At 67.4% G+C, this 18,825-nt stretch carries 18 protein-coding genes; 9 read left to right on the forward strand and 9 right to left on the reverse strand.

Annotated features, from left to right (window positions below):
* Nucleotides 1–72: 72 nt before the first annotated feature.
* The 4 genes from ABE957_RS00165 to rdgB all read right to left on the reverse strand — a co-directional run bounded on the left by ABE957_RS00165 (nt 73) and on the right by rdgB (nt 3,528).
* Nucleotides 73–921 (reverse strand): 23S rRNA (adenine(2030)-N(6))-methyltransferase RlmJ, encoded by an 849-nt coding sequence (locus ABE957_RS00165; protein ID WP_349756617.1) that lies wholly within the window; start codon nt 919–921, stop codon nt 73–75.
* Between the two features lie 87 nt (nt 922–1,008).
* Nucleotides 1,009–1,689 (reverse strand): YiaD family glycine zipper/OmpA-like lipoprotein, encoded by a 681-nt coding sequence (locus ABE957_RS00170; RefSeq protein WP_349756618.1) that lies wholly within the window; start codon nt 1,687–1,689, stop codon nt 1,009–1,011.
* Between the two features lie 37 nt (nt 1,690–1,726).
* Nucleotides 1,727–2,920, reverse strand: a complete 1,194-nt coding sequence (gene hemW / locus ABE957_RS00175) for a radical SAM family heme chaperone HemW (RefSeq protein WP_349756619.1) — start codon at nt 2,918–2,920, stop codon at nt 1,727–1,729.
* A complete protein-coding gene (gene rdgB / locus ABE957_RS00180; protein WP_349756620.1) occupies nt 2,917–3,528 on the reverse strand; it encodes an RdgB/HAM1 family non-canonical purine NTP pyrophosphatase in 612 nt (203 codons plus the stop codon). Before rdgB ends, hemW begins: the two co-directional genes overlap by 4 nt.
* A gap of 404 nt (nt 3,529–3,932) precedes the next feature.
* On the opposite strand from rdgB, the gene ABE957_RS00185 reads away from it, so the two are divergent.
* Nucleotides 3,933–4,634, forward strand: coding sequence for a LuxR C-terminal-related transcriptional regulator (locus ABE957_RS00185; RefSeq protein ID WP_349756621.1), 702 nt, complete (start codon nt 3,933–3,935; stop codon nt 4,632–4,634).
* Between the two features lie 106 nt (nt 4,635–4,740).
* Here ABE957_RS00185 and ABE957_RS00190 read toward each other — a convergent pair whose 3' ends face one another.
* From ABE957_RS00190 to ABE957_RS00210, 5 genes are all read right to left on the reverse strand, one after another.
* Nucleotides 4,741–5,997, reverse strand: a complete 1,257-nt coding sequence (locus tag ABE957_RS00190; protein WP_349756622.1) for a P-loop nucleotide/nucleoside kinase family protein — start codon at nt 5,995–5,997, stop codon at nt 4,741–4,743.
* Nucleotides 5,998–6,024: 27 nt separating this feature from the next.
* Nucleotides 6,025–7,314, reverse strand: coding sequence for a glutamate-1-semialdehyde 2,1-aminomutase (hemL, locus tag ABE957_RS00195; protein ID WP_349756623.1), 1,290 nt, complete (start codon nt 7,312–7,314; stop codon nt 6,025–6,027).
* Between the two features lie 177 nt (nt 7,315–7,491).
* Nucleotides 7,492–8,349, reverse strand: a complete 858-nt coding sequence (thiD, locus tag ABE957_RS00200; RefSeq protein ID WP_349756624.1) for a bifunctional hydroxymethylpyrimidine kinase/phosphomethylpyrimidine kinase — start codon at nt 8,347–8,349, stop codon at nt 7,492–7,494.
* Nucleotides 8,349–8,780, reverse strand: coding sequence for a protoporphyrinogen oxidase HemJ (hemJ, locus tag ABE957_RS00205; protein ID WP_349756625.1), 432 nt, complete (start codon nt 8,778–8,780; stop codon nt 8,349–8,351). Before hemJ ends, thiD begins: the two co-directional genes overlap by 1 nt.
* Before the next feature lie 9 nt (nt 8,781–8,789).
* On the reverse strand, nt 8,790–10,559 hold the full coding sequence (locus tag ABE957_RS00210) for a chloride channel protein (protein WP_349756626.1): 1,770 nt from the start codon (nt 10,557–10,559) through the stop codon (nt 8,790–8,792).
* A 127-nt stretch (nt 10,560–10,686) separates the two neighbouring features.
* Here ABE957_RS00210 and argC point away from each other — a divergent pair, with 127 nt between their 5' ends.
* The 8 genes from argC (at nt 10,687) to ABE957_RS00250 (ending at nt 18,803) form a co-directional block, all read left to right on the forward strand.
* On the forward strand, nt 10,687–11,721 hold the full coding sequence (gene argC, locus ABE957_RS00215) for an N-acetyl-gamma-glutamyl-phosphate reductase (RefSeq protein ID WP_349756628.1): 1,035 nt from the start codon (nt 10,687–10,689) through the stop codon (nt 11,719–11,721).
* 346 nt (nt 11,722–12,067) lie between these two features.
* Entirely contained in the window at nt 12,068–12,421 is a 354-nt protein-coding gene (gene erpA, locus ABE957_RS00220) for an iron-sulfur cluster insertion protein ErpA (protein WP_349756629.1), read from the forward strand.
* Nucleotides 12,422–12,536: 115 nt separating this feature from the next.
* Entirely contained in the window at nt 12,537–13,304 is a 768-nt protein-coding gene (locus ABE957_RS00225) for a transporter substrate-binding domain-containing protein (protein ID WP_349756630.1), read from the forward strand.
* Nucleotides 13,305–13,414: 110 nt separating this feature from the next.
* On the forward strand, nt 13,415–14,086 hold the full coding sequence (locus ABE957_RS00230; RefSeq protein ID WP_349756631.1) for an amino acid ABC transporter permease: 672 nt from the start codon (nt 13,415–13,417) through the stop codon (nt 14,084–14,086).
* A gap of 12 nt (nt 14,087–14,098) precedes the next feature.
* On the forward strand, nt 14,099–14,872 hold the full coding sequence (locus tag ABE957_RS00235) for an amino acid ABC transporter ATP-binding protein (protein ID WP_349756632.1): 774 nt from the start codon (nt 14,099–14,101) through the stop codon (nt 14,870–14,872).
* Between the two features lie 565 nt (nt 14,873–15,437).
* Nucleotides 15,438–17,342: a tRNA uridine-5-carboxymethylaminomethyl(34) synthesis enzyme MnmG gene (gene mnmG, locus ABE957_RS00240; protein WP_349756633.1), complete on the forward strand. Its 1,905-nt coding sequence runs from the start codon at nt 15,438–15,440 to the stop codon at nt 17,340–17,342.
* On the forward strand, nt 17,339–18,001 hold the full coding sequence (rsmG, locus tag ABE957_RS00245; RefSeq protein WP_349756634.1) for a 16S rRNA (guanine(527)-N(7))-methyltransferase RsmG: 663 nt from the start codon (nt 17,339–17,341) through the stop codon (nt 17,999–18,001). The genes mnmG and rsmG overlap by 4 nt, the downstream gene beginning before the upstream one ends.
* 31 nt (nt 18,002–18,032) lie before the next feature.
* Nucleotides 18,033–18,803: a ParA family protein gene (locus ABE957_RS00250; protein WP_349756635.1), complete on the forward strand. Its 771-nt coding sequence runs from the start codon at nt 18,033–18,035 to the stop codon at nt 18,801–18,803.
* Nucleotides 18,804–18,825: the final 22 nt, after the last annotated feature.

Genomic DNA, 18,825 nt, shown 5'->3' on the forward strand with positions numbered 1-18,825 from the left:
ATCAGCGCCGACTCACCCTGAACGGCGAGACGAGGGCGTCAGCCGCGTTGCTATTGGCAAATCGCCAGGCTCCTATTCTCCCACCCACCAGTCGCCGCGATGGCGGCTGGTCTCGCCCAGCAGTGGCAGGACCTTCGCCATCCCAGCCTCCAGTCGCTCATCGAGCCCCCAGGGCGCGTTGATCACCAGCATGCCGCTGCCGACCATGCCGCGCTCGCCCTCCTGAGGCTCGCGCAGGCGCAGTTCGCTGCGCCAGATCTTGCGCACCCCACCCTCGCGCAGCCCCTCCAGCAGCTCGCGATGGCGGCCCGCCGGCAGCAGCGGGTACCACACCAGCACCACCGCATGGCGCGCCTTGCGCATGGCCTGACACACGGCCTCGGCCACCTCGGCGTATTCCGCCTTGCGCTCGTAGCTGGGATCGACCAGCACGCAGAGCCGCGGGGAGGGTACCGGCAAACGCTTCACCAGCCCCTGGAGCCCGTCACCATGGATGCGCTGCACGTTGTCCGGCAGCGTCTGCTGGGCCAGATGGCCATGCTCCCCGGGGTGGAGCTCGAAGAGCATCAGCCGGTCCTGCACGCGCAGGCGCGCCGACAGCCACCAGGGCGAGCCGGGATAGTGATCCAGCCCGCCCGCACGGGACTGCACGCGGCCCAGGGCGGTCAGCCAGTCGCCGAGCAGCGAGTCATCGCCGAGGCGCTGACGGGCCTGCCAGAGCCGGGCGACCCCCTCACGATACTCCTGAAGCCTCGCCGTCTCCTCGGCCGCCAGGGGATAGAGGCCACGACCGGCATGGGTATCCATGTACGTAATGGATGATTTCTTACGTAACAAATGATCGATAACGGCAAAGAGCGTCAGATGCTTGTGAACGTCGGCGAAATTGCCCGCATGGTAGGCATGCTGATAGGAGAGCATGGGAGGGATCCGTGGGTCGTCGAGACAGAAGGGCCCGCCACTTCAGCAGTGGCGGGCCCGGGGTAGATGGTGTCAGGCCACCAGCTACTACTGCTGGAAGCGCTCCTGAATCGGCGACAGGGTGATCTCCACCCGGCGGTTCTGGGCGCGGCCCTGCTCGGAGTCGTTGCTGGCGACGGGTTGGTTCTCGCCATAGCCGCTCATGTAGAGACGGTTGCGCGTCACCCCGGACTGGGCCAGGTAGTTGCCCACCGCATTGGCCCGACGCTCGGAGAGCCGCTGGTTGTAGCCGGCATCGCCGGTGCTGTCGGTATGGCCGGCGATGTTGACTCGCGTGTCCGGGTACTGCTGGAGCACCGCGGCCACGTCATTGAGGGCATTGCGCGCATTGGGGGTCAGGTCGCTGGAGTCGAAGGCGAAGGTCACCTCACTCGGCATGTTGAGCACGATGTCGTCGCCGCGACGATCGACCCCGATGCCGGTGCCCTGGGTGCTCTGCCGCAGCTGCTCTTCCTGCTTGTCCATGTAGGCGCCGATGCCACCGCCGGCGGCCGCACCCACGGCGGCACCGATCAGGGCCCGATCGCGCCGGCTGGTGCTGCCGTCGCCGCTAAGTGCACCGGCGGCCGCGCCGATGGCCGCGCCGATGGCGGCACCGGTGCCGGTCTGGCTGCGCTGGGTCTGACCGCTATAGGGGTCGGTCGTGGTGCAGCCCACCAGCAGCGCCGAAGCGGCCAGGGGGGCCATCCATCGCATTGCTTTTCTCATCGTGTCCTCTACTCCTTGGGTGATCAGGGGTCATCCTTCACTGGCCGACATCGTCCACCATGGCCAGCAGTTCGTTCAAGAATAATAGACCCTGGGCCGAGGCCCCAAGCCTGTCGGCATCTTCCACAAGAAGTCCTTTTTCCCGTGCCTCGACCAGCCTGGACAACAACACCTGCGAGGGGCGCCCGGTATGGGCCTGCCATGTCGAGAGCGGCACGCCCTCCACCAGACGCAGGGCATTCATGGCGAACTCGAGGGGCAGCTCCCGCTCCTCGATGAGGCCACGGCCGGCCACGAAACCGCGGGGGTCGTTGGCGCGGCGCAGGTAGTCTTCGGGCCGCCGGGACTTCCAGCGACGCTCGATCTCAAGCCCCTCGGGGCCCGGCACGCTGAGCTTGCCGTGGGCGCCGGCGCCGATGCCCAGGTAGTCGCCGAATTGCCAGTAGTGCAGATTATGACGCGACGCCCGGCCGGGACGCGCGTAGGCGGAGATCTCATAGCGCGCGAGACCGTCGGCCTCGAGACGCTCGTGCCCGTGATCCTGGATGTCCCACAGCACCTCCTCCTCCGGCAGGACCGGCGGGAAGGAGTGGAATTCGGTGTTGGGCTCCAGGGTCAGCTGGTACCAGGAGAGATGCTCGGGGGAGAGGGAGAGGGCCTGCTCCAGATCCGCCAGCGCCAGCTCCGGCGTCTGGCCGGGGAGCCCGTGCATCAGGTCGAGGTTGAGGTTGTCGAAGCCGGCCCGGCGTGCCTCGTCGAAGGCCGCTCGGGCATCGTCGCCGCCATGGATGCGCCCGAGGGCCGACAGCTGGGCATCCTGGAAGCTCTGCACTCCCAGCGACAGACGATTGATACCCGCCGCCCGATAGCCGGCGAAACGCCCGCGCTCGAGGGTGCCGGGATTGGCCTCCAGGGTGATCTCGATGTCCCGGGCCAGGGGAAGGCGATCCGCCACGGCCTTCAGCAGCCGCTCGTAGAAGCCGGCCGACATCAGGCTCGGGGTGCCGCCACCAATGAAGATGCTGACCAGCTCGCGCTGCGCGGCGAGCGGCAGGTCGGCCTCGAGATCGGCGATCAGCGCCTCGAGATAAGCCGCCTCCGGAAGCTCGGCCCCCCGCCCGACACCATGGGAGTTGAAGTCGCAGTAGGGGCACTTGCGCACGCACCAGGGCACATGAAGATAGAGCGACAGCGGCGGCAGGCCGGTCGTGGTCGGTCGCGACTCGCTCATGAGCGAGCCGGCTCCGGCGCCATGGCGGCCACCAACGCCTGCAGGGCCCGGCCGCGATGGCTGAGGCGATTCTTCTGCTCGGCATCGAGTTCGGCGGCGCTGGCCTGCTGGTCGGGGAGCCAGAACAGCGGGTCATAGCCAAAGCCCCCCTCGCCGCGGGGCGCCTGCAGAATCTCGCCCTCCCAGCTGCGCTGGACGATCAGCGGCACCGGATCCTCAGCATGACGCAGCAGCACCAGCACGCACCAGTAGCGCGCACGACGACGCCCCTCCGGCACCTCGGCCAGGGCCTCGAGCAGCCTGGCATTGTTGCGGGTATCGCTCTTGGGCTCGCCGGCATAGCGGGCCGAATAGATACCGGGCGCCCCCGCCAGGGCATCCACCTCCAGGCCCGAATCATCGGCCATCGCCGGCAGCCCGCTGAGGCGGCTGGCTTCCCGGGCCTTGAGCAGGGCGTTCTCGACGAAGGTCAGGCCGGTCTCCTCGACGTCGGCCACGCCGTAATCGGCCTGGGCATGCACCTCGAAACCCAGCGGCGCGAGCAGCTGGTGAAACTCGCGCAGCTTGCCGGCGTTGCCGCTGGCCAGGACCAGCAGGGCTGGACTCATGATCGACTCTCCATGACATCAGGGAACCCCCATTCTACGAGCCCGCCTTCCGCCAGGGAAACGCACGCATCATGCGCTAAACGCATGACATGCCAAGTGATGACTTTTTTCATTGTTACGAATGAGATATCCGTTGGGAAATGACGAGCGATGGGGTGAATTTCCTTGAAGATTGATCCCGATGACGGGGCTACCGATTCCTTGAAGAGGCAAAAACCCGTTGTTTGTAAGGCATTAAGTCTCGCCACCGGGCAATAAGGAATAAGAGAAGATAATCACATAACCAAAAGTTAGTAACTAAAACTTACATTATGACCAAGACTTACTCCCAGTGTGGCAAAGCTGCCACGTTCGGCTGATTGCGTATCTGAAACGTCATCGCACGTACGAAGGGGGTCGGGATCATGGAGCAGGGGCAGCGCCTGGTGTTGCTGGTCACCGCCAACAACCCTCAGTCACAACTCTTCATCGACTACCTGCACCAGCAGCTCGACTGTCAGGTCTCGGTCGTCGCCCCCGCCGCGGAGTGGAAGGGCAAGGAGGCCTCGCCGACGGTGGTCCTGCTCGATGCGGATCATATCGACGAGGCCACCATGCAGAAGTGGCACGTCAAGGCGGCCGAGGCCGACGACATGTCCCTGGCCGCCTTCAACCTGCGCGATGAAGAGCATGCCGTCGAGATCCTCTCGGCCATGAACCTGCAGGGGGTCTTCTATCGCAGCGATTCGCTGGAGATGATCTGCAAGGGGCTGACCATCCTGCTGGAAGGCAACCTGTGGATGTCTCGCTCACTGATGACCCGGATGATCCAGTTCTTCCGTCGCCAGCAGCTCAACTCGTATCGGCCGGTCTGCGGCCTGACGCACCGGGAGCTGGAGATCATCGCCATGCTCGGCACGGGCGCCTCGAACATCGAGATCGCCGATCAGCTCTTCGTCAGCGAACACACCGTCAAGTCCCACCTCTACAACATCTTTCGCAAGATCAAGGTGCATAACCGCCTGCAGGCGGTGAACTGGGCCCGTCAGAACCTCGGCGCCCCGCCACCGCTGGTGGGACGGCGCCATCGGGACAACCCGCCACCGGGCGCCTCTCCCCACTCCTGATCGCTCCGTCCTGAGCCCTTCCCCTTCGACGACCCGGCCGGGCCCTCTCCCTCCGGCCCTCTGTCTCCCGCACGAGTCACCTCGAGTCAGGTCGCTCCAGGTTCGTTCAGGTCAGGCGCACGTGCTCCTGGATCAGCCCCGCCAGGGTCTCGGCGGCGTTGTCGGCGGTGGTGTCCAGGCGCAGCAGGTGCAGGCGCTCCTCGTCGCCGATCGCCTCGAAGCCGGCCTGCTGGGCCTCCAGTATCGCCAGGCTCTCCCGCGCCTCGACGCCCTGACGCCCGGCCCGCTTCTCGATGCGACGGCGCAGGGTGGCCTCATCGGCCTCGAAGCTGACCAGCAGCACCGGCAGGCCTCGGGCCTCGGCCTCCTGGCGCAGCAGATCGCGCTGCTCACGTTTCAGGAAGGTGCCGTCGACACAGGCCGGGAAACCGGCCTCCAGCAGCATGCCGGCGCACTCGGCCATCCGGCGATAGGTCTGCGCGGTGGTCTCTCGGCTGAAGATATCCACAGCCGGTGGCGTCGAGGGATCCTGTGGATCGAGGCCATGGACGCGCCGCCGCTCCACGTCGGAACAGATCCGCACGGCGCCCAGTCCTGATACCAGGGTGCGCGTGAAACGGCTCTTGCCGCTGCCGGAGACCCCGATGCCGATCACCAGCGGAGGAAAGCGGAACTCGGCATAGGCCTCGGCCAGGGTCAGATAGCCATGACACGCCCGCATGGTCTCGGCCAGCAGCGCCGGACGCTCGGCGTCCTCCCCCGCCGCGCGCCGACGCGCCAGGGCACGCCGCGCACCGGCGAGGGCCTCGACGACGCGAAACACCGAGAGCAGCCGGGCCATGCCGTAGTCGCCGGAGAGACGCAGATAGCGATCCAGCGCCTGGCGGGCCAGGCCGGCCTCGCCCCGGGCGTCCAGCCCCACCAGCAACGCGGCCAGATCGCTGCCGGGATCGAGAACGCCCTCGGCGCCGGGCCCCTGCAGGTCGCGGCCGATGGCATTGACGAGCAGCACTCGGCCCTCATCGCACAGCCGACTCTCGGGATGCTCGACGGCCCAGCTCGCCGCCAGCAGTCGATCCCGACGCTTGAGGAAGACCGGGGCCAGGCGCTGCACGTCCTGATCGAGCCACTGGAGAAGCGAGGCGAGGCGATGCCGATCCTCCTCGCCGATCAGCAGCGGCTCGAGGGCCGCCACCTCGCCCTCGATGCGCTCCCGGAAGGCCACCAGGCCGGCATCATCGGCATGGTCGGCAAGCGACGCCACGCTTTCGCGAGCGTGGAAGGCCACCAGTCGATCGATCACTGCCTCCAGCGGCAGAGCGTCCTCGCACGCAGCCTGGTGTTGCGCATCTCTCTGGCCCATCTCGGGTCTCCCGGTCGGTGAAGGGGATCAGCTACGCTGCATTGCCGCAAAGGCGCGCTCGGCGGCATCCAGAGTCAGCTGGATGTCCTCCGGGGCGTGGGCGCTGGACATGAAACCGGCCTCGAAGGCCGAGGGTGCCAGGTAGACCCCCTCGTCGAGCATCGCGGTGAAGAAGCGACGGAAGGCGTCCCCGTCGCAGGCGGTGGCCTGGGCGAAGTTGTCGACCCGGCTCTGGCCGGTAAAGAAGAGCCCGAACATGCCGCCGGCGCGCTGGGTGATCATGTCGATGCCCGCCGCCTCGGCACGCGCCTCGAGACCCTGGCAGAGCGTCTCGACCCGCTGAGCCAGGGCGTCGTGAAAGCCAGGCGCCTGCAGCTTTTTCAGCAGGGTGATGCCCGCCGTCATGGCCAGCGGATTGCCCGAGAGGGTACCGGCCTGATAGACCGGCCCCAGCGGCGAGACGATCTCCATGATCTCGCGACGCCCGCCGAAGGCCCCCACCGGCATGCCGCCGCCGACGATCTTGCCCAGGCAGGTCAGGTCGGGGGTGACGCCATAGTGCGCCTGAGCCCCGCCCAGCGCCACGCGGAAGCCGGTCATCACCTCATCGAAGATCAGCAGGCTGCCGAACCGATCGCAGACCTTGCGCAGGGTCTCCAGGAAGTCCGGCTGGGGCGGAATGCAGTTCATGTTGCCGGCCACCGGCTCGACGATGATGCAGGCCACCTCGCTGCCGATCTCCTCGAAGCACTGCTCCACGGCATCGGGATCGTTGAAGGAGAGCGTCACGGTATGTTCGGCCAGGGACGCCGGCACCCCGGGAGAGCTCGGCTCGCCGTGGGTCAGGGCGCCGGAACCGGCCTTGACCAGCAGCGAATCGGTGTGGCCGTGGTAGTTGCCCTCGAACTTGACGATCTTGTCGCGGCCGGTGAAGCCGCGCGCCAGGCGCACCGCCGACATGGTGGCCTCGGTGCCGGAGTTGACCATGCGCACCATCTCGATGGAGGGAATCATCTCGCAGATCAGGTCGGCCATGGTGGTCTCGACGGCCGTGGGGGTGCCGAAGGAGAGGCCGGCATCGAGGCGCTCACGCACCGCGCCCAGCACCTCGGGATCGGCATGCCCGGTGATCATCGGCCCCCAGGAGCCGACGTAGTCGACATAGCGCTTGCCTTCCACATCGAACAGGTAGGCGCCCTTGGCACGCTCCATGAACACCGGGGGACGATCCATGCCCTTGAAGGCGCGCACCGGCGAGTTGACCCCGCCGGGGATATGCCGGCAGGCCTGTTCGAAGAGCTGTGCGGATGTGGTCATGTCAACCTCTTGCCCTGTTGAGGCCTGCCCGTCGGGCAGGCTGTGGATAGTTCTCTGGATAACCCTGTGGCGGGCGGTGAAAAGCCGGTGAATGTCGCCAAACGAAGCGCGACCGGCGTGGCCCGAATTCGTCCCTATTCTCGTCTGCCGGCGGGGCGATGACCAGCCCGTCCGGCCTCAGCTCCCGCTCGGCGCTCCGGGAGCGAGACCGGCGGGCAGCGCCGGCAGCTCCCAGAGACGACGCGGCAGGCGCTGATCCTTGCCGGGCTGCCAGCCATGGGCCAGCGCCTGCCAGGTGAAGGCCTGGGCCTGTTCGCAGGCGGTGACCAGCGACTCTCCCGCGGCCAGACGCGCCGCCAGGGCGCTCGCCAGGGTGCAGCCGGAGCCATGGAAGACGCCGGCCAGGCGCGGCCAGGTCCACTGGCGGCTGGTGTCCGGAGCATGCAGGGTATGCTCCACGCGATCGGCCGGCACTCGCCCCTCGGGGTCGTCGGTGCCGGTGACCAGCAGCGCCTGGCAGCCCAGCGAGATCAGCGTCACCGCCCGCTCGGTATCGTCGCCGCAGTCGGGGTCGGCCAGCCGAGCCAGCTCGCGACGATTAGGCGTCAGGATATCCACAAGCGGTAGCAGATGATGGCGGATGGCGTCGATCAGCTCGATTGTGGACAACTCGCTGCCGCCGCCGGCGCTGAGCACCGGATCCATCACCACCGGCACGCCAGGACGCCGCCGCACGATGTCCACCACGGCATCCAGCACGGCCACGTCAGGGATCACGCCGATCTTGATGGCGGCGATCTCGAAGTCGTCGAGGGCCGCCGCCATGGCACGCAGGTCATCGGCGGGCACGGGGCGCACCGCGCTGACGTCGCGACAGTTCTGCACCGTCAGCGCCGTGGGCAGGGTCAAGGCCCAGCCGCCGCAGGCGGCCACCGCCTCGCTGTCGGCGACAAGTCCGGCGCCGCCGGTGGGATCGTGGCCGGCCAGCACCAGCACGGTCGGAAGGTGGGGAGTCAGTTCCGCGCTGTCGGCCATCAGAAGGGCTTCATCACGGCGAGGAAGATGATCAGCAGCAGGGCGATCACCGGCAGCTCGTTGAACCAGCGGAAGAAGACGTGGCCGCGGGTGCAGCGCGCCGCGGCGAACTGCTTCAGGTAGATCAGGCAGACATGGTGATAGGCCACCAGCAGCACCACCAGCGCGAGCTTGGCGTGGAGCCAGCCCTGGCCGAGCCAGGCGGGATTGAGCGCCAGCATGGCGCCGCCGAAGAGCAGCACGGCGATCATCGACGGCGTCATGATCCCGCGATAGAGCTTGCGCTCCATGACGAGGAAGTGGTCGATCGCCTGCTGCTCGCCGCGGTCACGGGCCTGGGCGTGGTAGACGTAGAGGCGCGGCAGATAAAAGAGAGCAGCGAACCAGGTCACCATGGCCACCAGGTGCAGGGCCTTCATCCACAGGTACATGACGACTCCTCAGCCGTTTGATGAATCGGAAAAACGATAATGTCGCTCAATGGCGTCGCGGGTGATGATACCGGAAATCCGCTTGTTCTTCGGCCGATGGCCGTGCTCCACATAGAGGGCGTCGACCGCCTTGTCGTTGAGCCGGTCGAAGGCCTCGGTGAGCGTCGCCTGCAGATGGATCGGCGCCATGTCCAGGCGCTGGCCGGGGATCTCGACCAGATCCAGCAGCGCGCTGTCATCGGCACTCTCCTCGTCGTGTTCCAGCAGCCAGCGCGCCAGGTCGGCGGCCTTGAGCGCCAGCAGCGGCTTGTCGGCGGAGGAGCGCTCGATCAGCACCCAGACGGGATTGGCCTCGAGCAGGGCCCGGGCCTGGTCGCGGGTCACCAGGCGCGCGCTGCGGACCAGGCTGCGCTCCATGACCGCCGGCACCGACACCCGGGAGAGCGCCTGCATCAGCGGCTGCTGTAGCGGGTGCATGCCGTGTCGGGTGACGCTGATGAAGAAGCCATCGCAGCGACACAGCTGACGGGAGGTCAGTCCCGCCACCACCACCGCCAGCATGCCCGGCAGGATGATGTTGGGGTTGCTGGTCAGCTCGAGCAGCGCCATCAGCGCGGCCAGCGGCGCCTGCAGCACCGCCCCCATCATGGCGGCCATGCCGAGCATGCCATAGATCTCGGGACCGGCGGCCAGGCTCGGCATCAGCTGGGCGCCGAGCAGGCCCAGCAGGGTGCCGGCCGCGGCGCCCACCACCAGTACCGGCCCGATGATGCTGACCGGAATGCCGCAGGCCACGGCGCCGGCGGTGAGCAGCAGCTTGCCGATGGCCACCGCCAGCAGCACGTCCAGCGGCAGGCCTCCCGAGAGGGTCAGGGCCAGGGTGTCATAGCCCATGCCCTGCACCTGGGGGTACCACCAGGCCACGCCGCCCACCACCAGCCCGACCAGCGCACAGCGCACGCCCCAGGGCAGCCGTTCCAGGCGGTGCCCGGAGCGCGCCACCCGTACGAAGAGCCCGGCCAGCAGCCCGATGACCAGCGCGCAGACCACCAGCCACGGCAGATTGACCAGCGAGCCCAGCGCCACGTCGGTGGCCTGGAAGGCGCGCTCGGTGCCGAAGACCAGCTGGGCCACCACCGCGCCCATGGTCGAGGCCAGGATCACCGGCATGAAGCCGACGATGGTGTACTCCATCATCACCACTTCCATGGCGAAGATGACCCCGGCGATGGGGGTGTGGAAGGAGGCCGAGATGGCCGCCGCGGTACCGCAGGCTACCAGCACCCGCAGGCTGTTGTGGGGCAGCTTGAGCCGCTGGCCGAGGCCGCTGACGGCCGCGGCCCCCAGGTGGATGGCCGGCCCCTCGCGCCCGGCGGAGAGGCCGCCGAGCACCGAGATCAGCCCGACCCACCACTGGGTGATCCAGTTGCGCAGCGGGAAGCGCCCCTGGTGGTAGGTCAGCCGCTCGATCACGTGGGCCACGCCGATCTTGCGGTTGGCCACCGGCTGGCGCCACAGCCACAGGCCGATCAGCGTTACCGCCAGCAGCGGCAGCAGGGCGCGCCCCCAAGGCGGGAGCTGCTCGAAGGCCTCGGGGTTGCCGTCGGGCATGAAGGCCAGGGCACCGAGGGTGAGCAGCAGCCGGAACGCCACCATCAGCCCCCCGGTGATCAGCCCCGAGACCACGCCCAGCACGCATAGCTGGGGCAGGGCATCCACATTGGCGAGCTGGCGACGGAAGCCATCCAGGCTGAAGTCGGGTAGCGAAAAGCGTGGCACGGCGACGTTCCTGTTCGGCCTGAGCATCGGGATCCCCCGTCTGGGTGGACCCTGCCCTCTTGTGTATCATATCCAGACACGGAGGTCTCAGCGCTTCCCCTCCCAGCCCCGTTCCCAGGAGTCCATCGTGATCAAGGTCGGAATCGTCGGCGGCACCGGATACACCGGCGTCGAACTGCTCAGGCTGCTGGCTCGTCATCCGGACGTGGAGGTGGATGCCATCACCTCGCGCTCCGAGGCGGGCATGGCCGTCAGCGAGCTGTACCCCAACCTGCGTGGCCACTACGACGAGCTGGTCTTCAGCCTGCCCGATGCCGAACGGCTGGGGCGCTGCGACGCCGTCTTCTTCGCCACCCCCCACGGCGTGGCCCACGCCCTGGCCGGCGAGCTGCTCGAGCGCGGCACCCGGGTCATCGACCTGTCGGCCGACTTCCGGCTGCGCGATGCCGAGGAGTGGGCACACTGGTACGGCCAGGCCCACGGGGCGCCTGCGCTGCTCGGCGAGGCGCTCTACGGCCTGCCGGAGGTGCGTCGCGAGCGCATCCGCGAGGCCCGGCTGATCGCGGTACCCGGCTGCTACCCCACCGCCGTGCAGCTCGGCCTGCTGCCGCTGCTGGAGGCCGGCCTGATCGATGTCGAGCACGTGATCGCCGACTGCAAGTCCGGCGTCACCGGCGCCGGGCGCGGCGCCAAGGTGCCCTCGCTGCTGGCCGAGGCCAGCGAGTCCATGAAGGCCTATGGCGCCTCGGGCCATCGCCACCTGCCGGAGATTCGCCAGGGGCTCGGCGATGCCGCCGGCGGCCCGGTAGGCCTGACCTTCGTGCCGCACCTGACGCCGATGATCCGCGGCATCCACGCCACCCTCTACGGGCGCCTCACCGGCGAGCCGGGCGATCTCCAGGCGCTCTTCGAGCGCCGCTTCGCCGCCGAGCCCTTCGTCGACGTGATGCCCGCCGGCAGCCACCCCGAGACGCGCAGCGTCAAGGGCGCCAACGTCTGCCGGCTGGCGGTGCACCGCCCCGGTGACGGCGACACCGTGGTGGTGCTCTCGGTGATCGACAACCTGGTCAAGGGCGCCTCGGGCCAGGCCGTGCACAACCTCAACCTGATGTTCGGCCTCGACGAGACCGCCGGCCTCGATGCCCCGGCCATCATGCCCTGATATAAAGAGGCGGAGGGCGATCAGAATGGCGCGTTGCGAGGAGCGCCGGGGGAAGGCCTGAGAGGAGGTCCTACGCCAGGGGTGAGAAGCATTGCTTCGAACGGGCGGGCCATGGATGGCCAGCACCGGTCCTGCAAGCGAAGCAGGATGCGAGAGCGTCGCAGGGCGTCGGTAGCGCCCAGGGATGGGTTTACAGCGCCTCCTCGATGGCCTGCCCATGGATCGCCTCCGAGCTCTCCTGCCACCTGCAATCGCCCTGCCCGCCTCGATAAAGTTGACCCTTTTGCTGGGGAATGGGGATAATCGCCTGCTGTCACGCCATTCATCGATCCAGGGGAGGTCACCCATGAGCGGTGCCGAATCCTTCGTTCCCACCCCCTTGATGCTCTCCGACGGCGCCCGGTCTCGACTCGCGGCGCTGATCGAGGAACTGGGCAACCCCCGGCTCAAGCTTCGGGTCTACGTCACCGGCGGGGGCTGCTCAGGCTTCCAGTACGGCTTCGACTTCGCCGAGGAGACCGCCGAGGACGATACCCTCGTCGAATTCGGCGCCGTGTCGCTGGTGGTCGACCCGCTCTCCTACCAGTATCTGGTCGGCTCCACCGTCGACTACGAGGAGGGCCTCGCCGGCGCCCGTTTCCTGGTCCAGAACCCCAACGCCACCACGACCTGCGGCTGTGGCGCCTCCTTCATGGTCTGAGCGCCAACGTTGGCTCAGCGGCCAAAGGCCGCCTTGCCGGTCACTTGACGCTTCTCCGGGAACTCGCCATCGTTGATGGCGCGAATGAATAAGAAATCCTTCCACGGGGAATGCTATGAAACCGCAACTGAAGAGAGCCACACTGGCCGCCAGCATCGCCATCGGACTGGGTGCCGCCTCGCTGGCCAACGCCGATGAGCACGTGCTCGAAGTCGTCACCGACCCGAGCTTCGTGCCCTTCGAGATGATGGATCAGGAATCCGGCGAGATGGTCGGTTTCGACATGGACATTATCAGCGAACTGGCCGAGCGGGCCGGCTTCGAATACAACCTGCGCACCATGGACTTCAACGGCATCATTCCCGCCGTGCAGACCGGCAACGTCGACATCGCCATCGCCGGCATCACCATCACCGAGGAACGCGCCGAGATCGTCGACTTCTCCGATCCCTACTACGACAGCGGCCTGCGCATCCTGATCGGCGCCAATGACGACAGCGTCCAGGAGCTCGAGGACCTGAACGGCAAGAAGATCGGCACCAAGGTCGGCTCCACGAGCTACGACTTCCTCCAGGAAAACCTCGGCGACGAGGCCGACATCACGCCGTATCCCGGGACCAGCGACATGTACATGGCCCTGCTCGGCGGCAGCGTCGATGCCGCCTTCTACGATGCGCCCAACGTCGGCTACTTCTCCAAGACCAAGGGCGAGGGCCGCGTCAAGGTCGTGGGCGACCTCCACGAGGGCCAGCAATACGGCATCGTCTTCGTCAAGGGCAGCGAGTGGGTCGAGCCCGTCAACGAGGCCCTGGCCGAGATGAAGGCAGACGGCACCTACGACGAGATCCACGCCAAGTGGTTCGGTAGCGCCAGCGGCGAGTGATGCCCGGCGACGTCCGTCAGCGGGGTCGGGTCATGTGGCCCGGCCCCGCTGCGTTGCGCCCCCGGTACCTTCCCCTGTCGTCATTCACCGCGTCTTGACGGAGAAACCTAGTGGACGTCACCTTCCAATTCGACTGGCAGGCGGCCTTTGCCTCCATTCCCTTCCTGCTCAAGGGTATCCCCTATACCCTGCTGATCTCCTTCGGCGGCCTGGCCATCGGTTTCCTGATCGGTATCCTCTTCGGCCTGCTGCGCATCAGCCGCCTCGCCTGGCTGAAGATCCCGGCCGTGGCCTACATCGAGATCTTCCGCGGCACCCCGGTGCTGGTGCAGGTGCTGTTCATCTTCTATGGCCTGCCGCAGCTGCTCGGCGGCCCGATCAACGCCCTGGTGGCCGGTATCGCCGCCATCGCCGTCAACTCCGGCGCATATATCTCGGAGATCGTGCGCGGCGGCGTGCAGTCCATCGAGCGCGGCCAGCGCGAGGCCGGCCTGTCGCTCGGCCTGTCACGCCGCCAGACCTTCCGCTACGTCATCTGGCCCCAGGCCTTCCGGCGCATGATCCCGTCACTCGGTAACCAGGGCATCATCAGCATCAAGGACACCTCGCTGTTCTCGGTGATCGGGGTCGGCGAGCTGGTCCGCCAGGGCCAGGTCTACATCGCCACCACCTTCAATGCCCTCGAGGTCTACCTGATGGTCGCCCTTCTCTATCTGGCGATCACCCTGACCCTCTCGCTCTTGCTGCGCCAGCTCGAGCTCAGAGGCCTGGTCGGACAATAAGGAACGCGCGACATGACACACGAGAAGTCCACGTCCGGCAGCGATCCCATCGTGCGCATGGACAAGGTCAACAAGCATTTTGGCAGCCTGCACGTGCTCAAGGACATCGACCTGTCGGTCTCCCCCGGCGAGGTGGTGGTGATCATCGGCGCCAGCGGCTCGGGCAAGTCGACGCTGATCCGCTGCATCAACGGCCTCGAGGAGTTCCAGCAGGGCTACCTGGAGGTCGATGGCAGCCCTCTGGTGCCCCACGGCAAGGCCACCAAGGCGCTGCAGAAGATCCGCACCGAGGTCGGCATGGTCTTCCAGCAGTTCAACCTCTTCCCCCACCTGAGCGTGCTGGACAACGTGACCCTGGCGCCGATGAAGGTGCGCGGCTGGAGCCAGGAGGACGCCACCGAGACCGCCGAGCGCCTGCTCGAGCGGGTCGGCATCAGCGACCAGGCCGCCAAGCATCCCGGGCAGCTCTCCGGCGGTCAGCAGCAGCGCGTGGCGCTGGCCCGTGCGCTGGCCATGGAGCCGCGCCTGATGCTGTTCGACGAGCCCACCTCGGCGCTGGACCCGGAGATGATCGGCGAGGTCCTGGACGCCATGCGCGAGCTCGCGCGGGAAGGCATGACCATGCTGATCGTGACCCACGAGATGGGCTTTGCCCGTGAGGTCGCCGATCGGGTGATCTTCATTCACAAGGGCGAGATCACCGAGGAGGGGCCGCCCGAGGAGGTCTTCGATTCGCCGCAGAACGAACGCACCCAGAGCTTCCTCTCGCGGGTCCTCAAGCACTGATCTCACCTGCTCGGCTCCCCTCGGGAGCCCTCCAGAAGCCCCTCTGAAGCCCCTCAAAAAAGGCCCTGTCGTTATCGACAGGGCCTTTTTTTGCCTGTGGATAGAAAAATTCCGATACCTGCCTGGATCCGTCTGCAGGCCCCGTCATGCGGGGCGATAGACGCCCGGCAGCCGAGTGTTCACAGTCGCGGTAACAAGCCTGGTAGGGAGCGGTGGACAAGCGGTGTTCGTTTTCGCGTGTGGACAAGGCGCCATTCCATCCACAGTCTCCGGACACCTCGTCCGCAGGCAGTCACGCCTTTCTCCCGCGAGGGATCAACAATACAAGCTGTTGATAAAAAAGGGCTTTACCTCCTTATCCACCAAAAATGTCCACACCAGTAGTTACAACCACAACAGAACTTCTCTTTTATATTCTGTTTTATTGTATATGAAGAGCGATGACCGCCGCGGGGATGGAATTCGGGTGTGGAAAACCCTGACGATTACCCACAGGGGGTTTATACTGCCCCGCTGATTTCCACCCCTGACTGCCACATCGGCGCGCCGCGCCAAGAGGTGACCCTTGGAGTATCCCGACCGCTTTGACGTCATCGTCATCGGCGGCGGCCATGCCGGAACCGAAGCCGCCCTGGCCTCGGCCCGCATGGGCTGCCGGACCTTGCTGCTGACCCATAACATCGAGACGCTCGGCCAGATGTCCTGCAATCCCGCCATCGGCGGGATCGGCAAGAGTCATCTGGTCAAGGAGATCGATGCCCTGGGCGGTGCCATGGGCCTGGCAACCGACCTCGGCGGCATCCAGTTTCGCGTGCTCAATGCCCGCAAGGGGCCGGCGGTACGGGCCACCCGGGCTCAGGCCGACCGGGTCCGCTACAAGGCCGCGATCCGCACCATGCTGGAGAACCAGGCCAACCTGACCCTGTTCCAGCAGGCGGCGGGGGACCTGATCGTCGACGGCGATACCGTGCGCGGGGTGGTCACCGAGACCGGCATCCGCTTCCTCGCCGAGACGGTGGTGCTGTGCACGGGCACCTTCCTCGGCGGGGTGATCCACATCGGGCTCGACACCAGCCGCGGAGGTCGCGCCGGGGATCCCGCCTCCAACGGCCTGGCCGAGCGGCTACGGGCGCTGCCGTTCCGGGTCGATCGCCTGAAGACCGGCACGCCGCCGCGTCTCGATGCCAAGAGCATCGACCTCGCCTCGCTCGAGGAGCAGCCCGGCGACACGCCGACCCCGGTGATGTCCTACCTGGGCAGCCGCGAGATGCATCCGCGCCAGGTGAGCTGCCACATCGCGCACACCAACGAGCGCACCCACGAGATCATCCATGCCAATCTCGATCGCTCGCCGATGTACTCGGGGGTGATCGAGGGCGTCGGGCCGCGCTACTGCCCGTCGATCGAGGACAAGGTGCACCGCTTCGCCGACAAGGCCAGCCACCAGGTGTTCGTCGAGCCCGAGGGCCTCGATACCCATGAGCTCTACCCCAACGGCATCTCCACCTCGCTGCCCTTCGACGTGCAGCTGCAGGTCGTGCGCTCGATCAAGGGCTTCGAGAACGCCCATATCACGCGCCCGGGCTATGCCATCGAGTACGATTTCTTCGATCCGCGTGACCTCAGGCACTCGCTGGAAACCAAATTCATCCACAACCTGTTCTTCGCCGGCCAGATCAACGGCACCACCGGCTACGAGGAGGCCGGCGCCCAGGGCCTGCTCGCCGGGCTCAATGCCGCCCGCCGGGCCCGCGGCCAGGAGGCCTGGTCGCCGCGTCGCGACGAGGCCTACCTCGGCGTGCTGGTCGACGACCTGATCACCCTGGGGACGAAGGAGCCCTACCGGATGTTTACCTCCCGGGCCGAGTACCGCCTGCTGCTGCGCGAGGACAACGCCGACATGCGCCTCACCGAGCTCGGCCGCGAACTCGGCCTGGTCGACGACGCCCGCTGGTCGGCCTTCGCCACCAAGCGCGACGCCGTGGAGCGCGAGAGCGCCCGCCTCAAGGCCAGCTGGGTGCAGCCGGGCAGCCCCGCGGCGGCGCGGGTCGAGGCCAAGACCGGCGCGCCGCTGCCGCGCGAGTACCGCCTGATGGACCTGCTCAAGCGCCCCGAGCTCGTCTACGCGGACCTCGCCGACCTGCCCGGCATCGAGGGCGAGCCCGTCGAGGACGAGGCGGTGGCCGACCAGGTGCAGATCCAGGCCAAGTACCAGGGCTACATCGACCGTCAGCAGCAGGAGATCGACAAGCTCAAGCGTCACGAGGCGACCCCGCTGCCGACCGACCTGGACTACCAGCGCGTCGAGGGCCTCTCCAACGAGATCCGCCAGAAGCTCGAGGCGGCACGCCCCGAGACCCTGGCACAGGCGTCGCGCATCTCCGGCGTCACGCCGGCCGCGGTGTCGATCCTGCTGATCCATCTCAAGAAACGGCGCCTGCTCGACGACAGCCGGGCGGTCAGCGCATGACGGACGTGGACGCGACCGTCGAGGCGCGCCTCGACCGCGGCCTGGCCGCGCTGGAGATCCCCGTGGACGCCGAGCAGCGCCGTCGCCTGCTGGCGCTGGTGGGGCTGTTGCACAAGTGGAACCGCGCCTATAACCTCACCGCGGTACGCGCGCCGGAGGAGATGGTCAGCCGCCATCTGCTCGACAGCGCCGCGGTGCTGCCCTTCGTCGAGGGACCGACGCTGCTCGACGTGGGCTCGGGCCCGGGGCTGCCCGGGCTGGTCCTGGCGATTCTCAGGCCGACGCTTGCGGTCACGCTGCTCGACAGCAACGGCAAGAAGGTGCGCTTCCAGCGCCAGGCCGTGATGGAGCTTGGACTGACCAACGTCACCCCGGTGCAGGCGCGGGTCGAGGCCTTCCAGCCTCCCGCCGGCGGCTATGCGCAGGTGATCTCGCGGGCCTTCTCGAGCCTCGGGGATTTCGTCGCGCTGACCCTGCCCCTGGTGGCACCCGCCGGCGAGTGGCTGGCCATGAAGGGCCCCGCCGTGGATGATGAGCTGGCCGGCCTGCCCGAGCAGGTCGGCGTGGCGGCCCGTCATGACCTCGCGGTGCCCTTCGCGTCCGGCAGCCGACCGCTGGTGGTCCTGCGCCACCGGGCGTCCGTCGAGGCCTGCCCCTGAGGCGTCTGTTTCCCCAGCAAGGGAGTTGCACGTGACCAAGATCATTGCCTTGACCAACCAGAAGGGCGGCGTGGGCAAGACCACGACCGCCGTCAACCTCGCCGCCAGCCTGGCGGCGCTGGATCGCCGCGTGCTGCTGGTCGACCTGGATCCCCAGGGGCATGCCACCATGGGCAGCGGCGCCGACAAGCATGACCTGGACGGCAGCGTGCTCGACGTGGTGCTGGGCGACAAGAAACCCACCGAGGTGATCCTCGACTGCCCCCAGGCCGGCTACGCCCTGCTGCCCGGCAACGGCGACCTGACCGCCGCCGAGGTGGAGCTGCTCGCTGGCGGCGACGGCCGGGAGCGCAAGCTGGTCACGGCCCTGGCGGAGCTCTCCGGCGAGTACGACGTGGTGCTGATCGACTGCCCACCGTCGTTGAACATGCTCACCGTGAATGCCCTGACCGCGGCCGACGGGGTGCTGATCCCGCTGCAGTGCGAGTTCTATGCCCTGGAAGGGCTTTCGGCGCTGCTCGATACCGTTGAGCAGATCAAGGACAGCGTGAACCCGCAAATCGAGATCTTCGGTATCCTGCGTACCATGTTCGACGCCCGCAACAGCCTGACCCGGGACGTCAGCAAGCAGCTGCGCGACTACTTCGGCGATGCGCTGCTCAAGACCACCATCCCGCGCAACATCCGGGTCGCCGAAGCCCCTAGCCACGGGCTGCCGGTGACCAAGTACGCGCGCTTCTCGCGAGGCAGCCAGGCCCACCGGGTGCTGGCCAAGGAACTGATCCGACGCCTGTCGCTGTAGGCCGGCCGTCGAACACCGCTGG

Source organism: Halomonas pelophila (assembly GCF_040196315.1).
Taxonomy (GTDB): domain Bacteria; phylum Pseudomonadota; class Gammaproteobacteria; order Pseudomonadales; family Halomonadaceae; genus Halomonas; species Halomonas pelophila.

What these genes read in the sequence shown, in the direction of transcription:
- ABE957_RS00165 (WP_349756617.1), bottom strand. Translation starts at nt 921, where the DNA reads ATGCTCTCCTATCAGCATGCCTACCATGCGGGCAATTTCGCCGACGTT.
- ABE957_RS00170 (WP_349756618.1), bottom strand. Translation starts at nt 1,689, where the DNA reads ATGAGAAAAGCAATGCGATGGATGGCCCCCCTGGCCGCTTCGGCGCTG.
- hemW (WP_349756619.1), bottom strand. Translation starts at nt 2,920, where the DNA reads ATGAGCGAGTCGCGACCGACCACGACCGGCCTGCCGCCGCTGTCGCTC.
- rdgB (WP_349756620.1), bottom strand. Translation starts at nt 3,528, where the DNA reads ATGAGTCCAGCCCTGCTGGTCCTGGCCAGCGGCAACGCCGGCAAGCTG.
- ABE957_RS00185 (WP_349756621.1), top strand. Translation starts at nt 3,933, where the DNA reads ATGGAGCAGGGGCAGCGCCTGGTGTTGCTGGTCACCGCCAACAACCCT.
- ABE957_RS00190 (WP_349756622.1), bottom strand. Translation starts at nt 5,997, where the DNA reads ATGGGCCAGAGAGATGCGCAACACCAGGCTGCGTGCGAGGACGCTCTG.
- hemL (WP_349756623.1), bottom strand. Translation starts at nt 7,314, where the DNA reads ATGACCACATCCGCACAGCTCTTCGAACAGGCCTGCCGGCATATCCCC.
- thiD (WP_349756624.1), bottom strand. Translation starts at nt 8,349, where the DNA reads ATGGCCGACAGCGCGGAACTGACTCCCCACCTTCCGACCGTGCTGGTG.
- hemJ (WP_349756625.1), bottom strand. Translation starts at nt 8,780, where the DNA reads ATGTACCTGTGGATGAAGGCCCTGCACCTGGTGGCCATGGTGACCTGG.
- erpA (WP_349756629.1), top strand. Translation starts at nt 12,068, where the DNA reads ATGAGCGGTGCCGAATCCTTCGTTCCCACCCCCTTGATGCTCTCCGAC.
- ABE957_RS00225 (WP_349756630.1), top strand. Translation starts at nt 12,537, where the DNA reads ATGAAACCGCAACTGAAGAGAGCCACACTGGCCGCCAGCATCGCCATC.
- ABE957_RS00235 (WP_349756632.1), top strand. Translation starts at nt 14,099, where the DNA reads ATGACACACGAGAAGTCCACGTCCGGCAGCGATCCCATCGTGCGCATG.
- rsmG (WP_349756634.1), top strand. Translation starts at nt 17,339, where the DNA reads ATGACGGACGTGGACGCGACCGTCGAGGCGCGCCTCGACCGCGGCCTG.